The 16,066-nt window shown below is 68.9% G+C and carries 18 protein-coding genes; 2 read left to right on the plus strand and 16 right to left on the minus strand.

The features are described from left to right. Positions 1-41: 41 nt before the first annotated feature. The 10 genes from gshA to IM787_RS04705 all read right to left on the minus strand — a co-directional run bounded on the left by gshA (position 42) and on the right by IM787_RS04705 (position 10,924). Positions 42-1,334, minus strand: coding sequence for a glutamate--cysteine ligase (gene gshA / locus IM787_RS04660; protein ID WP_193675438.1), 1,293 nt, complete (start codon positions 1,332-1,334; stop codon positions 42-44). Positions 1,335-1,415: 81 nt separating this feature from the next. Continuing rightward, complete coding sequence (locus tag IM787_RS04665; protein ID WP_193675439.1) at positions 1,416-2,696, minus strand: glutamate-5-semialdehyde dehydrogenase; 1,281 nt, start codon at positions 2,694-2,696, stop codon at positions 1,416-1,418. A 43-nt stretch (positions 2,697-2,739) separates the two neighbouring features. Then, positions 2,740-3,810: a DNA polymerase III subunit delta gene (gene holA / locus IM787_RS04670; RefSeq protein ID WP_193675440.1), complete on the minus strand. Its 1,071-nt coding sequence runs from the start codon at positions 3,808-3,810 to the stop codon at positions 2,740-2,742. A 36-nt stretch (positions 3,811-3,846) separates the two neighbouring features. Further along, a complete protein-coding gene (rocD, locus tag IM787_RS04675; RefSeq protein ID WP_290427329.1) occupies positions 3,847-5,112 on the minus strand; it encodes an ornithine--oxo-acid transaminase in 1,266 nt (421 codons plus the stop codon). A gap of 123 nt (positions 5,113-5,235) precedes the next feature. Beyond that, positions 5,236-5,733: an LPS-assembly lipoprotein LptE gene (locus IM787_RS04680; RefSeq protein ID WP_193675442.1), complete on the minus strand. Its 498-nt coding sequence runs from the start codon at positions 5,731-5,733 to the stop codon at positions 5,236-5,238. Positions 5,734-5,735: 2 nt separating this feature from the next. After that, entirely contained in the window at positions 5,736-8,339 is a 2,604-nt protein-coding gene (leuS, locus tag IM787_RS04685; RefSeq protein ID WP_193675443.1) for a leucine--tRNA ligase, read from the minus strand. 47 nt (positions 8,340-8,386) lie between these two features. Then, entirely contained in the window at positions 8,387-8,806 is a 420-nt protein-coding gene (locus IM787_RS04690; protein ID WP_193675444.1) for an ExbD/TolR family protein, read from the minus strand. A gap of 1 nt (position 8,807) precedes the next feature. Further along, a complete protein-coding gene (locus IM787_RS04695; RefSeq protein ID WP_227494055.1) occupies positions 8,808-9,467 on the minus strand; it encodes a MotA/TolQ/ExbB proton channel family protein in 660 nt (219 codons plus the stop codon). A 16-nt stretch (positions 9,468-9,483) separates the two neighbouring features. Next, positions 9,484-10,359 carry a 4-hydroxy-tetrahydrodipicolinate reductase gene (gene dapB, locus IM787_RS04700; RefSeq protein ID WP_193675445.1) on the minus strand — a complete coding sequence of 292 codons (876 nt, stop codon included), beginning with the start codon at positions 10,357-10,359 and terminating at the stop codon, positions 9,484-9,486. A 7-nt stretch (positions 10,360-10,366) separates the two neighbouring features. Next, a complete protein-coding gene (locus tag IM787_RS04705) occupies positions 10,367-10,924 on the minus strand; it encodes an outer membrane protein assembly factor BamE (RefSeq protein WP_193675446.1) in 558 nt (185 codons plus the stop codon). 46 nt (positions 10,925-10,970) lie between these two features. On the opposite strand from IM787_RS04705, the gene fur reads away from it, so the two are divergent. Then, a complete protein-coding gene (gene fur / locus IM787_RS04710) occupies positions 10,971-11,399 on the plus strand; it encodes a ferric iron uptake transcriptional regulator (protein WP_193675447.1) in 429 nt (142 codons plus the stop codon). A 43-nt stretch (positions 11,400-11,442) separates the two neighbouring features. On the opposite strand, the gene hprK is transcribed toward fur, so the two are convergent. The 5 genes from hprK to IM787_RS04735 form a co-directional block, all read right to left on the minus strand. Beyond that, a complete protein-coding gene (gene hprK, locus IM787_RS04715; RefSeq protein ID WP_193675448.1) occupies positions 11,443-12,393 on the minus strand; it encodes an HPr(Ser) kinase/phosphatase in 951 nt (316 codons plus the stop codon). 15 nt (positions 12,394-12,408) lie between these two features. Further along, positions 12,409-12,876 carry a PTS sugar transporter subunit IIA gene (locus tag IM787_RS04720; protein WP_193675449.1) on the minus strand — a complete coding sequence of 156 codons (468 nt, stop codon included), beginning with the start codon at positions 12,874-12,876 and terminating at the stop codon, positions 12,409-12,411. Positions 12,877-12,996: 120 nt separating this feature from the next. Next, positions 12,997-13,326 carry a ribosome hibernation-promoting factor, HPF/YfiA family gene (gene hpf / locus IM787_RS04725; protein ID WP_193675450.1) on the minus strand — a complete coding sequence of 110 codons (330 nt, stop codon included), beginning with the start codon at positions 13,324-13,326 and terminating at the stop codon, positions 12,997-12,999. Positions 13,327-13,609: 283 nt separating this feature from the next. Next, positions 13,610-13,774: a hypothetical protein gene (locus tag IM787_RS04730; protein ID WP_193675451.1), complete on the minus strand. Its 165-nt coding sequence runs from the start codon at positions 13,772-13,774 to the stop codon at positions 13,610-13,612. A 24-nt stretch (positions 13,775-13,798) separates the two neighbouring features. After that, entirely contained in the window at positions 13,799-13,987 is a 189-nt protein-coding gene (locus IM787_RS04735) for a hypothetical protein (RefSeq protein ID WP_193675452.1), read from the minus strand. Between the two features lie 321 nt (positions 13,988-14,308). On the opposite strand from IM787_RS04735, the gene corA reads away from it, so the two are divergent. Beyond that, a complete protein-coding gene (gene corA / locus IM787_RS04740; protein ID WP_193675453.1) occupies positions 14,309-15,301 on the plus strand; it encodes a magnesium/cobalt transporter CorA in 993 nt (330 codons plus the stop codon). On the opposite strand, the gene IM787_RS04745 is transcribed toward corA, so the two are convergent. Then, complete coding sequence (locus IM787_RS04745; RefSeq protein WP_193675454.1) at positions 15,298-15,996, minus strand: 5'-methylthioadenosine/adenosylhomocysteine nucleosidase; 699 nt, start codon at positions 15,994-15,996, stop codon at positions 15,298-15,300. The genes corA and IM787_RS04745 overlap by 4 nt on opposite strands. Between the last annotated feature and the right edge of the window lie 70 nt (positions 15,997-16,066).

The following is a 16,066-nucleotide window of genomic DNA, read 5'->3' on the forward strand; positions in this document are numbered from 1 at the left end:
GGGTGCCGCGCGATGTTGCGGCGCAGCAACCCGCCGTGGGGCTACTCGTAGACTTCCTGTTCGGGGTCCGTCGCTTCCAGTTCATAGCTGGCGGCCAGCATGGCCAGCCGGCCGATCACGCCGTACATGTAGAAGCGGTTCGGCGCGCTGGCGCCCGGCTTCTGGCCGGGCTGGGGTAAGCGCGTACTTTCCGCGAAAGCCAGTGGCACGAAGGAAGCACCGGGTGCGTTGAGGTTCTCGTCCACGCCGCGCTCGGCATGCACGCGGTAGAAGCCGCCGACCACATAGCGGTCCATCATGTACACCACCGGCTCGGCCACGGCATCGTTGATGCGCTCGGCGGTCAGCACGCCTTCCTGGATGATCACGTCGGTGATCGCCTTGTTGCCCTTCACGACGGGCGGCTTGGCCTTGGGGCGGCTCAGGATCGCGTCGAGGTCCTTCACGTCGCGCACGGTCATGATGCCCATCCCGTGGCTGCCGTTGTCGGCCTTGACGATCACGAACGGCTTCTCGTTGATGCCGTATTCCTTGTACTTCTTGCGGATCTTGCCCAGCAGCGCGTCGACGTTGGTGCGCAGGCATTCCATGCCCTCTTCCTTCGCGAAGTCGAGCTCGCCGCAGCGGTTGAACATCGGGTTCACCAGCCACGGGTCGATGCCGAGCATCTTCCCGAAGCGCTTGGCGACCTCCTCGTAGCTCTGGAAGTGCCGGCTCTTGCGCCGCACGGACCAGCCCGCGTGCAGCGGCGGCAGCAGGTACTGCTCGTGCAGGTCTTCCAGGATGCCGGGCGGGCCGGCGGTGAGGTCGTTGTTCAGCAGGATCGTGCAGGGGTCGAAGTTCTTCAGGCCCAGGCGCCGCTTGCTGCGCACCACCGGCTCCAGCGTGATCGTGTCCCCGCCCGGCAGCTCCACCGTCGTCGCCTTCTGGATGTCGGCGTCGATCGAGCCGACCCGGACGTTCAGCCCCGCCATCCGGAAGATGCGCTGCAGCTGCGCGATGTTGCTCAGGTAGAAGCTGTTCTTCGTGTTCTCCGGCACCACCAGCAGGTTCTTCGCCTCCGGGCAGATCTTCTCGATCGCCGCCATCGCGGCCTGCACCGCCAGCGGCAGCATCTCCGGCGTCAGGTTGTTCCAGCCGCCGGGATAGAGGTTGGTGTCGACCGGTGCCAGCTTGAAGCCGGCGTTGCGGATGTCCACCGAGCTGTAGAACGGCGGCGTGTGCTCCATCCATTCCAGCCGGAACCAGCGCTCCACCGCCGGCATGGACTCCAGGATGCGTTGCTCGAGCTCGTTGATCGGGCCGGTGAGGGCCGTGATGAGATGCGGGACCATGCGGCCTTCTTGTGATGGCGGGACTCAGCGGATTCTAGGAGCTGAGGGCGCCGGCGCGGCTTGCAAGGCCGCCGGCGGCGCTCAGGAGCGCACTTCCCCGTTGCCGAGCACGATCCACTTCAGCGACGTCAGCCCCTCGATGCCGACCGGCCCGCGCGCATGGAACTTGTCGGTGCTGATGCCGATTTCCGCGCCCAGCCCGAACTCGAAGCCATCGGCGAAGCGGGGACTCGCGTTCACCATCACGCTGGCCGAATCGACCTCGCGCAGGAAGCGCTGCGCGTGGACGTGGTCGCGCGTCAGGATCGCGTCGGTGTGGTGCGAGGAATAGCGGTTGATGTGGGCGATGGCCTCGTCGATCCCCGCCACCACCTTGATGCTGATGATGGGCGCCAGGTACTCCTCGAACCAGTCCTGCTCGGTGGCTTCCTTCAGGTTCGCGTCCGGCACGTGCCGCAGGATCTCCCAGGCTTCGGGGTCGCAGCGCATCTCGACGCCCTTGGCGGAGAACACTTCGCCGATGCGCGGCAGGAAGGCGCCGGCCACGCTGCGGGCGACCAGCAGGCCCTCGATCGCGTTGCAGGGGCTGTACTTCTGGGTCTTGGCGTTGTCCGTGACCCGCACCGCCATCTCGAGGTCGCAAGGGTCGTCGACGTACACGTGGCAGTTGCCGTCCAGGTGCTTGATGACCGGCACCTTGGCGTCGCGGCTGATGCGCTCGATCAGGCCCTTGCCGCCGCGCGGGATGATCACGTCCACGTACTCGGGCATCGCGATCAGGTGGCCGACCGCCTCGCGGTCCGTGGTCTGCACCAGCTGCACGGCTTCGGCCGGCAGGCCGCCCCCGGCGAGTGCCTGCTGCACCAGCCGCGCCAGCGCCTTGTTCGATTCGATTGCCTCGGAGCCGCCGCGCAGGATGCAGGCGTTGCCGCTCTTGATCGACAGGCTGGCGGCCTCGATGGTGACGTTCGGCCGGCTCTCGTAGACCATGCCGAACACGCCGATCGGCACGCGCATCTGCCCGACGCGGATGCCGCTGGGCTGCTGCTTGAGGCCGACGACGTCGCCGATGATGTCGGGCATCGTGGCGAGCTGCTCGCAGCCGACCGCCAGCGTCTCGATGGTCTTCGGCGTGAGCTTGAGGCGGTCCACCATCGGCGCGGCCAGGCCGGCGGCGGTGGCCCGCTCGAGGTCCTTCGCGTTGTCGGCCTGCAGCGCCTGCACGTTGGCGCGCAGCAGCGCGGCCAGCCCGCGCAGGACGCCGCTGCGGGCGGCCGCGCTCGCCGAAGCCATGCGGGCGGACGCTTCCCGGGCCTGCAGGCCCAGGGTGTGCATGTGCTCGGCGAGGTTGACGGCGTTCATGCCTGCATTATCCCTCCCCCTCCGGGGGAAGGCGGGGTGGGCGCTATCCCCGCGCCGGCCGCGCCTTGCCGGCGCACTCCAGGCACAGCCCCATGGCCAGCCGGTGCAGCGCCTGCCAGCCGTCGGTCGGCCAGCCGGGGGCCTTGAGTCCCTTCACAATGCCGTCCACCACGTGGGCGCCGTGCAGCAGGTTCTCCAGCGCGGTGGCGGACAGCCGCGGCAGCACGCGCTCGAAGAGCTTTTCCTTCAGGCCCCAGACCCGCTGCTCGCGCAGCGCCATCGGCAGCGGCCGGCCGGCCGCCATCGCGTCCTTCACCCGCTTCAGGGCGCGGATGTCCTCGGAGAGCGTGTAGTGCACCAGCACTTCTGCTTCGCCTTCGGCCTGCAGGCCGTCGAGCATCCGCTGCACCCGCGCCACCTGGCCGGCGAGCACCGCCTCGGACAGCTTGAACACGTCGTAGCGCGCGACGTTCAGCACCGCGCTTTCGACCTGCTCGAACCGCAGTTCGCCCGCGGGGAAGAGCAGCGCCAGCTTCTGGATTTCCTGGTGCGCGGCGAGCAGGTTGCCTTCCACGCGGTCGGCGAAGAACTGCAGCGTGCGCTGGCCCTCCTCGCCCGCCGCGACGCGCTGGCCCTGCTGGGCGAGACGCTGCGTGATCCATTGCGGCAGCGCACCACGCTCCACCGGCTGCACTTCGACGGCGACACCGGAGCCCTCCAGGGCGGCGAACCAAGCGGACTTCTTCGTCGCGAAATCCAGCCGCGGCAGCAGCACCAGCGTCAGCGTGCTGTCGTTGCCGGCCGCGCTCTCGGCCAGCTGCTGCAGCGCCGTGCTGCCGTCCTTGCCCGGCTTGCCGGAAGGGATGCGCACCTCGACGATCTGCTTATCGGCGAACAGGCTCAGCGAGCCGCCGGCCGCCAGCACCGCGCTCCAGTCGAAGTGCGCGCCGGCCACGGTGTGCACGGTGCGCTCGGTGTAGCCCTGCGTGCGTGCGGCCGCGCGGATGGCATCCGCCGCTTCCTGCACCAGCAGCGGCTCGTCCCCGTGCAGCGTGTACAGCGGCCGCAGCCCGCGTTGCAGGTGCTGCGTGAGTTGGGCCGGGGCGAGCTGCATGCCGGGAGTTTACCCAGCGCGCCCGCGGCGGCAAGGCTAGGCGATGATGGCTCGCTGGTTGCGGCGGCGGTCCAGCCCCAGCTCGTGGTGCCGCTCGCGCGCCACGCGATGGAAGATGTCCACGGCGCGGTCGATCAGCTCATGGGAGATGGTCAGCGGCGGCGCGAAGCGGATCACCGTGTCGTGCGTTTCCTTGGACAGCACGCCGTTGGCGGCCAGCCGCTCGACCAGGTCGCGCGCCGAGGTGGCGGCCGGGTCGATGTCCACGCCGATCCAGAGGCCGCGGCCGCGCACGTCGCGGACCAGCGGCTGCACCTGCGCCTGCACTTCGCGCAGGCGCCGGAACAGGTACGCGCCCTTCTCGGCGCATTGCGCGACCAGGCCCTCCTCCTCCAGCACCCTCAGGCCTTCCAGCGCCACGGCGGCCGCCAGCGCGTTGCCGCCGAAGGTGGAGCCGTGGCTGTTGGGGAGGAAGACGTCCATCACGCGGTCGTCGGCGCAGAAGGCGCTGACCGGCAGCAGGCCGGCGCCCAGCGCCTTGCCCAGGACCAGCGCGTCCGGCCGGATGCCTTCGTGCTCGAACGCGAACCACTTGCCGGTGCGGCCAAGGCCGGCCTGCACCTCGTCGTCGATCAGCAGCACGTCGTTCGCGGTGCACCACTCGCGCAGCTCCCGGAAGAAGCCCGGCGGCGGCACGATCACGCCGGCCTCGCCCTGGATCGGTTCGATCAGGACGGCACACGTGTCCGGCGTCGCCGCGGCCCGGATGCTGGCCATGTCCCCGTAGTCGAAGTGCTGGAAGCCGTCGCAGAACGGCCCGAAGCCGCTGCGGTACGCCTCCTCGCTCGAGAAGCCGATGATGGTGCTGGTGCGGCCATGGAAGTTGCCGCGCGCGACCAGGATGCGCTGGCGGCCGTCCGGGATGCCCTTGACGCGGTGGCCCCAGCGGCGGGCGCACTTGATCGCCGTCTCCACCGCCTCCGCGCCCGTGTTCATCGGCAGGGCCCGCTGGAAGCCCGTGACTTCCGACAGCTTTTCCAGCAGCGGCCCCAGCGTGGTGCCGTAATAGGCCCTGGACGTCACCGCCACCTTCTCCAGCTGGCGGTGCGCCGCCGCGACGATGCGCGGATGCAGGTGGCCGTGGCTCACCGAGGAGTACGCGCTCATCATGTCCACGTACTCGCGGCCTTCCACGTCCCAGACCAGGCAGTCCCTCGCGTGGTCCACCACCACCGGCACCGGGGCGTAGTTGCGCGCCCCGAAGCGCGCCTCCCGGGCGATGTGGCTCTCGGTCGCGTTCATGTTGCACATGGTGCGTGCCTCCCGTCGTGAGAGGACGAGCTTGGCACGCCGGCGTGCGGCCGAGGTGTAGGACGCGTCGGAGTCGCTTGCAGGCGCCGCGACGACGGCGCCCTGCGCGCGGTCTTACAGCGCCGGAAGCGCCGCCAGCCGGCGCATCAGCTGCTGCACGATGTCGTTCTGCATGTCGCGGTAAAGCAGCGCCTCTTCCGCCTCCTTGGCGAGCACCGCCGCTTCGTTGAAGCTGATGTCGCGCTGCTGCAGGAGCTCGGTTTCCGGCACGAGTTCGCGCCCGCCCGGCGTGCGCACGCGAAAGCGCACGCGCAGGCGCAGCTGGAACTCGCGCACCTGGCCGCTCGCGTTGAGGCCGACGACCACCTTCTCGCGCAGTTCGACCGGGATGTCGAGGATGATGTCCGTGCTGGCGGGCGCCGCGCCGCCACGAAGGACGGTGACGCGGCCGTCCGCGGACAGGCTGCGCCCCAGCTGGTTGGCCAGCGCGGAGTTCGGGTCGCCGTTGATGGCGATCTCGTCGAAGACGAAGTCGGGCGCCTTGCGCAGCTGGAAGCCACAGGCGCCCAGGGCGAGGACGGAGGCGGAAGCAAGCAGGAGTCGGCGCTGCATCGTCAGACCACCACGTTCACGAGGCGCCCGGGCACCACGATGACCTTCCTGGGCGCCGCGCCGGCGGCGAACTTCGTGAACGCCTCGCTCGCGAGCGCGACGCGCTCGATCTCCGCCTTGTCGGCCGTCGCCGGGACCAGGATCGCGCCGCGGTGCTTGCCGTTGACCTGCAGCACCAGCTCCACCTCGTCCTGCTTCAGCGCGCTTTCGTCCACCTGGGGCCACGGCGCGTCGAGCAGGTCGCCCACGTACGAGAGTCCCTTCCACAGCGCGTGCGTGATGTGCGGCGTGACCGGGTACAGCACGCGCAGCAGGATGCCGAAGCCCTCGCGCAGAGCGGCTTCGGCGCCGGGCTCGTCGGTGCCCTTGAAGTCCTCCAGCGCGTTCAGCATCTTCATCGCGCCGGACACCACGGTGTTGTACTGCATGCGGTGGTAGTCGTAGTCCACCTGGCGCAGCACCGTGTGCAGCTCGCGGCGCAGCGCCTGGACCGGCTTGCCGTAGCTGGCGGCCTTCGACTCGCCCGGGGTGAGCTTCAGGCCGAAGTTCCAGACCCGGCGCAGGAAACGGTAGCTGCCTTCCAGCGCCGCGTCGTTCCACTCCAGCGTCGCTTCCGGCGGCGCGGTGAACATCGTGTAAAGGCGCGCGGTGTCGGCGCCGTACTTCTCGATGAGGTCCTGCGGGTCCACGCCGTTGTTCTTGGACTTGGACATCGTGGTCCAGCCCTCGTACGCGACCGGCTGGCCGTCGGCCTTCGCGGTGGCGGAGACCACCTTCGCGTGCTCGTCGCGCACGATGTCGAGCTCGTGGGCCCAGAAGTACTGCTTGCCGGTGGTGGTGCGCGAGAACGCCTCGTTGAGCACCATGCCCTGCGTGAGCAGCTTCGTGAACGGCTCGTCGATCTTCACCAGCCCGAGGTCGCGCATCACCTTGGTCCAGAAGCGCGCGTACAGCAGGTGCAGGATGGCGTGCTCGATGCCGCCGATGTACTGGTCCATCGGCATCCAGTACTGCGTCCCTTCGCCGACCATCGCCCGGTCGTTCTTCGGGTCGCAGTAGCGCATGAAGTACCAGGACGAGTCCACGAACGTGTCCATCGTGTCGGTCTCGCGCCGCGCCGGCTTGCCGCACACCGGGCACTGGCAGGCCAGGAAGTCCTCGCGCTTGTTCAGCGGGTTGCCGCTGCCGTCCGGCACGCAGTCCTGCGGCAGCACCACCGGCAGGTCCCTCTCGGGCACCGGCACGGCACCGTGGACGTCGCAGTGGATGATGGGGATCGGCGTGCCCCAGTAGCGCTGGCGGCTCACCCCCCAGTCGCGCAGGCGCCAGGTGGTCTTCTTTTCGCCCAGGCCGCGCTGCTCCAGCTGGTGCGCCACCGCGTTCACCGCCTCGCGATAGCCGAAGCCGCTGAAGATGTCGGAGTTGATGGTGACGCCGTTCTCCTTGTCGGCGTACCAGTCCTGCCAGCGCTTGTAGTCGTAGTGCTCGCCGTCCACGTGCACCACCTGCACGATGGGCAGGCCGTACTTCAGCGCAAAGGCGAAGTCGCGCTCGTCGTGGCCGGGCACGCCCATCACGGCGCCGTCGCCATAGCCCATGAGCACGTAGTTGCCGACCCAGACCTCGACGGGTTCGTTGGTGAGCGGGTGCGTGACCTTCAGCCCCGTGGCCATGCCTTCCTTCTCGCGCAGCGCGAGTTCCGCCTCGGTCGTGCCGCCCTTCTTGCAGTCCTCGATGAAGGCGGCGAGCTTCGGGTTCGACTTCGCCGCGTGCGTGGCGAGCGGATGCTCCGGCGCCACCGCGCAGAAGGTGACGCCCATGATGGTGTCGGCGCGCGTCGTGAAGACGTACATGCGGCCGTCGCCGATCGGCTTGCCGTCGTCGCCCTGGATGTCGTGCGTGAAGGCGAAGCGCACGCCTTCGCTGCGGCCGATCCAGTTCTCCTGCATCAGCTTCACGCGTTCCGGCCAGCCGGGCAGCTTCTCCTGCACGTGCTCCAGCAGTTCCTGCGCGTAGTCGGTGATCTTGAGGTAGTAGCCAGGGATCTCGCGCTTTTCCACCACCGCGCCGGTGCGCCAGCCCTTGCCGTCGATCACCTGCTCGTTGGCCAGCACGGTCTGGTCCACCGGGTCCCAGTTCACGACCTGCGTCTTGCGGTAGGCGATGCCCTTTTCCAGCATCTTCAGGAACAGCCACTGGTTCCACTTGTAGTAGCTGGGGTCGCACGTGGCGACTTCGCGCGACCAGTCGATGGCGAGGCCCATGGCCTGCATCTGCCGCTTCATGTAGGCGATGTTCTCGTACGTCCACTTCGCCGGCGGCACGCCGTTCTTCAGCGCCGCGTTCTCCGCCGGCAGGCCGAAGGCGTCCCAGCCCATGGGCATCAAGACGTTGTAGCCGTTCATGCGCAGGTACCGGGTCAACATGTCGTTGATGGTGTAGTTGCGCACGTGCCCCATGTGGAGCTTGCCCGAGGGATAGGGCAGCATCGAGCAGGCGTAGAACTTCTTCCGGCCCGGCTGCTCCGTCACGCGATAGGCGTCGCGCGCGGTCCACTCGGCCTGGGCCGCCTGTTCGACGGCCAGGTGGTTGTACTTGTCTTCCATGATGGGGAAATTGTAGGGTGCGGGGCCGCTGGCCACCCGCTCAGGCGCTAGTTCTTCGCCGGTTCGGCCACGAAGCCGATGCGCGTCAGGCCCGACTGGTGCGCCAGGCCCATGACTTCCACCACCCGGCCGTAGGGCACCTTGGCGTCGGCCCGCAGCTGCAATTCGACGTCCGGGTTGCGCTTCGCCTCGGCCGTGAGCCGTTCGGCCAGCTGCGCCGGCGCCACCGGCTGGTCGTCCAGGAACACCTGGCCGGCCGGATTGAGCACCACGGTCACGAACCGGGGCGCGTCGGTGGACTGGGTGCCCTCCGCCTTGGGCAGGTCCAGCCGGATCGAGCTCGCCAGCAGCGGCGCGGTAATGATCAGGATCACCACCAGCACCAGCATCACGTCGACCAGCGGCGTGACGTTGATCTCGCTGATCGGCGGGTCGCCGCGGGTGCGTTCGAGGCGGCCGAAGGCCATGTCAGGACGCCGCCGGCGTGGGCGTGCCGTGGACCAGCAGTTCGCGCAGGTCGCGGGCGAAGCCTTCCAGGTCGGCCTCGATGCGGCCGATCAGGCGGCCGAAGACGTTGTAGCCGAGGACGGCGGGGATGGCGACCGCCAGCCCGGCGGCCGTCATGATCAGGGCCTCGCCGACCGGACCGGACACCTTGTCGATGGTGATCTGGCCGGCATTGGCGATGCCGGTGAGCGCGTGGTAGATGCCCCAGACGGTGCCGAGCAGGCCGACGAAGGGGGCGGTGGACCCCACCGTGGCCAGCAGCACCTGGCCAGACTGCAGCTTGTGCAGCACGCGGTGCAGGGCGTCGCGCAGCACCCGGGTGAGCTGTTGCGAACGGTCGCCGGCCGCTGCCAGCGAGCCCGGCGCCTGCGCCTCGGTCGCGGCCATGAGGGGCAGCACCAGCGCCTCGCGGTCGAAGGCGGCGACCTTCTGGCGCGCCTCGGCCACGGAGGCGGACTGCCAGAACGCGGCCGTGCTGCGGGCGACGTCGCGGCCGGCGCGCTGCAGCAGCCAGGCCTTCCAGAGAATGACCACCCAGCTGGAGACCGACATCGCGAACAGGAGGATCGCCACCACCCGGGTGACCGCGTCGCCCTGGCGGAAGAGATCTCCCAGGCTCAAGCGGCGCCCCTCGCGCTCACTTCAGCCCCAGCACGTCGAACATGTCGAACAACCCGCTGTCCTGCCCGGCCAGGAAGCGCACGGCGCGCAGGCTGCCTTGCGCGTACGTCGCCCGGCTGGAGGACCGGTGGGTGATCTCGATGCGCTCGCCGGTGCCGGCGAACAGGACCGTGTGGTCGCCGACGATGTCGCCGCCGCGGATGGTGGAAAAGCCGATGGTGGAGGGATCGCGTTCGCCGGTGACGCCCTCGCGCGCGAACACGCCCACTTCCTTCAGGTCGCGCCCGATCGCCTGGGCGATGACCTCGCCCATCTTCAGCGCGGTGCCCGAAGGCGCGTCGACCTTGTGGCGGTGGTGCGCCTCGATGATCTCGATGTCGTAGCCGGTGGCCAGCGCCTTGGCGGCCATCTCCAGCAGCTTGAGCGTGACGTTGACGCCCACGCTCATGTTGGGCGCCATCACGATGGCGATGTCGCGCGCGCAGTCGGCGATCTGGCGCTTCTGGGCTTCGTCGAAGCCCGTGGTGCCGATCACCGCCTTCACGCCCAGCTCGCGGCAGACCTGCAGGTGCGCCAGCGTGCCTTCGGGGCGGGTGAAGTCGATCAGCACCTGCGCGTGCGCCAGGCCGGCGGCGATGTCGGAAGAGACGGGCACGCCGCTCGCGTGGCCGAGGAAGGCGGCAGCGTCGTTGCCGATGGCGGGACTGGAGGCGATGTCCAGCGCGCCGGCCAGGCGGCAGTCGTCGGCCGCGCGGATCGCCTCGATCAGCATGTGGCCCATGCGGCCCGACGCGCCGGCCACGGCGACCTGGTGCTGCGTGGTGCCGGCGGGCGGGGGCTGGACGGCGCCGGCGACGGCCACGTTCTTCAGTGCCTGCGTGCCCTTGCCCATGCCGGCCTCAGCGTGCCGCCGGCTCGAGCGGCGGGTAGTTGGTGGCCGGCGCCGTGGCGGCGGGCACCGCCGGCGTGGCGACGGGCGCGGCGGGCTGCTTGCTGCTGAACGCGCGCAGCTGCTCCTCGGTGGCTTCCAGCGGCGGGATCTTGCCGGTCTTGCGCTTGTTGTCCAGCGTGGTGACGAATTCGGACTCGCTGGGCATGGTGTCGCCCTCGACGCGGTCCATCATGCCGTTGGCGAACCACACGGTCAGGCGGCGCTGCTGCGGGGCGAGGCCCTGGCGCTTGAGCGTGAACACGTAGTCCCAGCGCTCGCCGTGGAACAGGCTCGTCACCAGCGGCGTGCCGAGCACCTGCCGCACCTGGTCCGTCGTCATGCCCTTCTGCAAGGCCTCGACCTGCTCGCGCGAGACGAAGTTGCCCTGCACGACCTCCACCTTGTAGGGGGTGATCGCATCGAGCACGCGGGGGGCGGTACCGGACAACGAGCCGCAGCCGGCGAGGAGCGCGAGGGCCGCGGCGGCCAGGACGAGGCGCGACTGGCGCAGGGGCATGGCAGGCATGGGAGGGGGTGGCGATATGATCGGGGGATTGTAGCGGCAGCCCCCCATGGCCAACATCGACGAACTCAAGAGCACCGGCCTCAAGGCGACGCTGCCCCGCCTGAAGATCCTCGACGTCTTCCATCGCGGCACGCAGCGCCACATGACGGCGGAGGACGTGTTCCGCGTCCTGCTGGAGGAACGTTCGGACATCGGCCTGGCGACGGTGTACCGCGTGCTCACCCAGTTCGAGCAGGCCGGCATCCTGAGCCGCAGCCATTTCGAGAGCGGCAAGGCGGTCTACGAGTTGAACGAGGGCACGCACCACGACCACCTGGTCTGCCTGGACTGCGGCCGCGTCGAGGAGTTCTACGACGCCGAGATCGAGAAGCGGCAGCACGACGTCGCCAAGCTCAAGGGCTTCGAGATCGCCGACCACGCGCTGAGCCTCTACGCGCACTGCACGAAGAATCCCTGCCCGAACCGGGCGAAGTGACGCCGCAGGCGTCTTCCCCGGGCCGGCCGGGGAATCCGTTCCCTCAGCCGCCCTTTTCCATCGCGCGGCGGTGCCGCTCGACGAACTCTTGGTAGGTGTCCACGCCCCGCAGCTGCAGGATGGTGTTGCGCACGGCGGCTTCCACCAGCACGGCCATGTTGCGGCCGGCGACCACCGGGATCACGGCCTTGCGGATCGGCACGCCCAGCACGTCCTGCGTGAGCGGCTCGTAGGGCAGCCGTTCGTACTCGCGTTCCATGGTCTCGCGCCGCACCAGGTGGACGATCAGCCGCAGCCGCATCTTCCGCCGCACCGCCGTCTCGCCGAAGATCGCGCGGATGTCGAGCAGGCCGATGCCGCGCACTTCCAGCAGGTTCTGCAGCAGTTCCGGGCAGCGGCCCTCGATGGTGGTCTGGTTCACGCGATAAAGGTCCACCGCGTCGTCGGCGACCAGGCCATTGCCGCGCGTGATCAGCTCCAGCCCCAGCTCGCTCTTGCCCAGGCCGGACTCGCCCGTGATCAGCACGCCCAGCCCGAGGATGTCCATGAACACGCCGTGCATGGACGTGCGCTCGGCGAAGTGCTTGGACAGGTAGGCGCGCAGGACGTCGATGACGAAGGCGGAGGCGCCCTCGGTGGCGAACATCGGGATCTGGGCCCGCTCGCACATGGAAAGCAGCGCCTGCGGCGCCGCCTGGCCGTCGGTCAGCACCAGCACCGGCGGCTCCAGCGTCACGATGCGCGCGATGCGCCGGGCGCAGTCGTCGGCGGTGGCATTGGTCAGGTAGGCGATCTCGCGTTCGCCCAGGATCTGCACGCGGTACGGGTGGATGTAGTTCAGGTAGCCGACCAGGTCGGCGCCGGAGCGGGCAGCACGGACCGCGACTTCGTCGAACCGGCGCTCGGACGCGCCCAGTCCGGCGACCCATTCCCATTTCAGCTGGGCCCGGTGGTCTTCGAACAGGACGTCGGCGCTGACGACGGTGGGCTTCAAGCGCGCACGGCCTTCTTACTGCGGCTGGGCCGAATGCCAGGTGGCGATCAGGTCGTGCAGCACGACAGCGTCGCCGCTGGACTTGATCTTCTCTCGCAGCGGGGCATCGCTCAGCAGCTCGGCGATCTCCGAGAGGATCTCCAGGTGCTTCTGGGTCGCGGCTTCGGGCACCAGGAGGAAGATCAGCAAGTTGACCGGCTGTTCGTCCGGCGCGTCGAAGCCGATCGGGCTGGCCAGCTGGAACAGCGCCGCCATGGGCGCCTTCAGGCCCTTGATGCGTCCGTGCGGGATGGCCACGCCGTGGCCCAGCCCGGTGGAGCCCAGGCGTTCGCGCGCGAACAGGCTGTCGGTGATCAGCGCCCGCGAGAGGCCGTGCAGGTTCTCGAACAGGAGCCCGGCTTCCTCGAAAGCCCGCTTCTTGCTGGTGGCGTCGACGCCGACCAGGACCTGGGCGGGCGGCAGGATGGACGCAAGGCGGTTCATGGTGGCTGGGGCGGATTATGCACAGATGGCTGGTGCACCGCACCAAAACGGCCGCGCAGCCCCGGCGGAGGACGCCGCCAAGCAACAGGGCCCCTTGCGGGGCCCTGGTTCACGCGGCATTCACATGATGCGCTTGGGTGCGTCGTGGTGGTGTTCCTGCAGGCGCGTCTTGTGGCGTCCGACCTGCCGGTCCAGCTTGTCGACGAGTTCGTCGAGCGCCGCGTACAGGTCCGCGTGGGAGCTCTCGGCGAACATGTCGCTGCCCTTCACGTGGATCTTGCATTCGGCTCTCTGCCTTCGTTCCTTCTCGCGCTGCTTCTCGACGGTGAGCAGGACCTTGATGTCCACGACCTGGTCAAAGTGGCGGGTGATGCGATCGAGCTTGGTGGTCACGTAATTCCGCAGGGCGGGGGTAACTTCGAGATGGTGACCGCTGATCGTCAGGTTCATGGAGCCTCCTGTTGCACTCGGGTTGAGGGGCGCCGTTGCGGCGCGGGAAGGAACGCGAAGGAATCTGGAAAGCTTCGGGCCACTATGCCCCTCGCCCCTGCAAAAGTCCATTGATTTCCCTCAAGGCAGAGGCGCGAATTCGCAAGCGGATGCAGCGTCGCGCAGGAGGTCGCGCGGCGCGGTGCGGCAAGGAATCGAAGAGGGAAATGCGAAGCGGCCCCGGAGGGCCGCGCAAGGACGAAGACGGCCGCGCGGGCCGTCTTTCAGGAAGAAAAGGCGAGGATCAGCGGCGCCAGGCGGCGGCGTAATCCACCGGCGTCCAGCCGGCAGCCTTCGGGTGCGCCTGGGCGCCCGGGCGCTCCAGGTTGGCGTGCTCCACGCGGTCGGCCTGCGGCTTGTCGCGCGGCGTGTCGTTGAAGCGGTTGGTGGACTTGGGTTCCTTGTACATGACTGTGCTCCTTGCGGCGGGCTCTCAGCTACCGTTGTCGGTGCCGGGGGCGCGCTTGTGATCCTGCTGGGCGACGGGGCGGTCGGCATGCCGGCTGATGAACGGCCAGGCATGGCTGCGGGGACGGCGGGCCAGGGTGTTGTCCTTGGCTTCGCCCGCGGCGGGACGCCAGTTCGAGCGGCTGGCGTTCGGGTCGGTCGCTAGCTGGATCATCTCGGCTCCTTGCAGGTACTACCGGACAGCTGTCCGGGGCGATGGAGTCAATGTAGGGGGGCCTCCTGAGCCGTGGTGTCGGACGTTCTGGCCCAGCCGTGTAGGATTTGTCCTTCGGGCCCAGCCCAGCCGTACGCCGTCAGGCGAACACCCCGGCGGCCTCGCTGCAGCGCGGCATAATCGCGCCCATCCTCGAAGGAGCCTTCCTTGGAAATCGACCCTAGTCGGTAGCTTTCCGAGAATTGGGGTCAGATTCCAATTTCTCGGAGAGCTGCACTCACCCGCCCAGCCCCGCGTCCGGAATCCTGGAGTCCGAGCCCCATGCTCAACATCTTCACGCTCGTCAACGGCCGGCTCTTCCAGGAAGAGATCGAGTCGCTCGAGGAGCTCTCCCGCTTCAAGCCGATCTGGGTCGACCTCGAGTCGCCGACGCTGGAGGAGAAGCGCTGGGTCAAGCAGTACTACGGCCTGTCCATCCCGGAAGACGCGATGGACGAGGACATCGAGGAATCCGCGCGCTTCTACGAAGAGGACAACGGCGACCTCCACATCCGCAGCGACTTCCTGCTGGCCGGCGGCAACGACGACGAGCCTCGCACGGTGCGCGTCGCCTTCGTCCTGAACCTGCTGAACGACTCGGCCAAGAGCCATGGCGTGCTGTTCTCCATCCACGACGAGGACGTGCCCGTGTTCCGGCTGCTCCGGCTGCGGGCGCGCCGCGCACCGGGCCTGATCGAGGACGCGAAGGAAGTCCTGCTCAAGCTGTTCGACGCCGACGCGGAATACTCCGCCGACACGCTGGAAGGCATCTACGACGACCTGGAGAAGGTCAGCAAGCAGGTGCTGTCCGGCGAGGTGACCGACACCCTGGCCGGCGAGGCGCTCGAAGCCATCGCCCGGCAGGAAGACCTGAACGGGCGCATCCGCCGCAACATGATGGACACGCGCCGCGCGGTGAGCTTCATGATGCGCAGCCGCATGCTCACGGCCGAGCAGTTCGAGGAGGCCCGGCAGATCCTGCGCGACATCGAATCGCTGGACAGCCACACGGCCTTCCTGTTCGACAAGATCAACTTCCTGATGGACGCCATCGTCGGCTTCATCAACATCAACCAGAACAAGATCATCAAGATCTTCTCGGTGGCCAGCGTCGCCCTGCTGCCCCCCACGCTGATCGCCAGCATCTACGGCATGAACTTCCAGTTCATGCCCGAGCTCACCCAGCGCTGGGGCTATCCCTTTTCGCTCGGCCTGATGGTCGCTTCGGCGCTGGGACCGATGCTGTACTTCCGCAAGCGCGGCTGGCTGCGCTAGCCGCCGGCCAGGAAGGCCTCGACGATGGCGGCCGAATGCCGGCTCGCCACGTCCTCGATGAACTGCAGGAAATCGCCATGGGCCGCGTCGTCGGCGCGGTCGGACACGGTGCGCACGGCCGCGAAAGGCACGCGGTAGTCGTGGCACACCTGGGCGAAGGCGGCGCCTTCCATCTCCACCGCCAGCACGTCGGGCAACGCGAAGTGCAGCGCCCGGCTCTCCGCCGCGCTGGAGACGAAGCGGTCGCCGCTGGCGACCAGCCCCCGGTGCAGGTGGGTGCCCGGCAGCGCCCGGCGGACCGCGGCCTCCAGCGCCTGCGTCAGCGCGGCGTCGGTGGCGAACCGGTCGGTGCCGTAAAGCGGCACCTCGTAGCGCGGAAAGATCGGCGAGGCGTCCAGGTCGTGCTGCAGGAAACCGTTGGCCACGACCACGTCGCCCCGGTGCACGCCGCGGCCGATGCCGCCGGCCACGCCGGTGAAGACGATGCGGTCCACGTGAAAGCGCTCGATGAGGGCGGTGGCGGTGGTCGCCGCCGCCACCTTGCCGATGCGCGAGAGCACGGCGACCACCTCCTGCCCGTGCAGGTGGCCGACCCAGAACTCGCGGCCGGCCGCGGCCTGCTTCTGCTCGTCGGGCAGCAGCGCCAGCACCGCGGCGAGCTCCTGGTGCATGGCGGCGACGATGGCGGTGCGCATGCGGGGATTTTGCTCCCTCCCCCGCCGGGGGAGGGCTGGGGTGGGGGCGCCCCATCCGACCTTCCCCCGG

This window comes from Ramlibacter pallidus, assembly GCF_015070875.1.
GTDB classification, from domain to species: Bacteria; Pseudomonadota; Gammaproteobacteria; order Burkholderiales; family Burkholderiaceae_C; genus Ramlibacter; species Ramlibacter pallidus.

Bases quoted from the DNA above. Each gene is read 5' to 3' on its own strand.
- dapB (WP_193675445.1), bottom strand. From the start codon at position 10,359: ATGGGCAAGGGCACGCAGGCACTGAAGAACGTGGCCGTCGCCGGCGCC.
- rocD (WP_290427329.1), bottom strand. From the start codon at position 5,112: ATGAACGCGACCGAGAGCCACATCGCCCGGGAGGCGCGCTTCGGGGCG.
- hpf (WP_193675450.1), bottom strand. From the start codon at position 13,326: ATGAACCTGACGATCAGCGGTCACCATCTCGAAGTTACCCCCGCCCTG.
- fur (WP_193675447.1), top strand. From the start codon at position 10,971: ATGGCCAACATCGACGAACTCAAGAGCACCGGCCTCAAGGCGACGCTG.
- IM787_RS04745 (WP_193675454.1), bottom strand. From the start codon at position 15,996: ATGCGCACCGCCATCGTCGCCGCCATGCACCAGGAGCTCGCCGCGGTG.
- corA (WP_193675453.1), top strand. From the start codon at position 14,309: ATGCTCAACATCTTCACGCTCGTCAACGGCCGGCTCTTCCAGGAAGAG.
- IM787_RS04690 (WP_193675444.1), bottom strand. From the start codon at position 8,806: ATGGCCTTCGGCCGCCTCGAACGCACCCGCGGCGACCCGCCGATCAGC.
- gshA (WP_193675438.1), bottom strand. From the start codon at position 1,334: ATGGTCCCGCATCTCATCACGGCCCTCACCGGCCCGATCAACGAGCTC.
- holA (WP_193675440.1), bottom strand. From the start codon at position 3,810: ATGCAGCTCGCCCCGGCCCAACTCACGCAGCACCTGCAACGCGGGCTG.
- IM787_RS04665 (WP_193675439.1), bottom strand. From the start codon at position 2,696: ATGAACGCCGTCAACCTCGCCGAGCACATGCACACCCTGGGCCTGCAG.
- IM787_RS04735 (WP_193675452.1), bottom strand. From the start codon at position 13,987: ATGATCCAGCTAGCGACCGACCCGAACGCCAGCCGCTCGAACTGGCGT.
- IM787_RS04730 (WP_193675451.1), bottom strand. From the start codon at position 13,774: ATGTACAAGGAACCCAAGTCCACCAACCGCTTCAACGACACGCCGCGC.
- IM787_RS04680 (WP_193675442.1), bottom strand. From the start codon at position 5,733: ATGCAGCGCCGACTCCTGCTTGCTTCCGCCTCCGTCCTCGCCCTGGGC.
- IM787_RS04705 (WP_193675446.1), bottom strand. From the start codon at position 10,924: ATGCCTGCCATGCCCCTGCGCCAGTCGCGCCTCGTCCTGGCCGCCGCG.
- leuS (WP_193675443.1), bottom strand. From the start codon at position 8,339: ATGGAAGACAAGTACAACCACCTGGCCGTCGAACAGGCGGCCCAGGCC.
- IM787_RS04720 (WP_193675449.1), bottom strand. From the start codon at position 12,876: ATGAACCGCCTTGCGTCCATCCTGCCGCCCGCCCAGGTCCTGGTCGGC.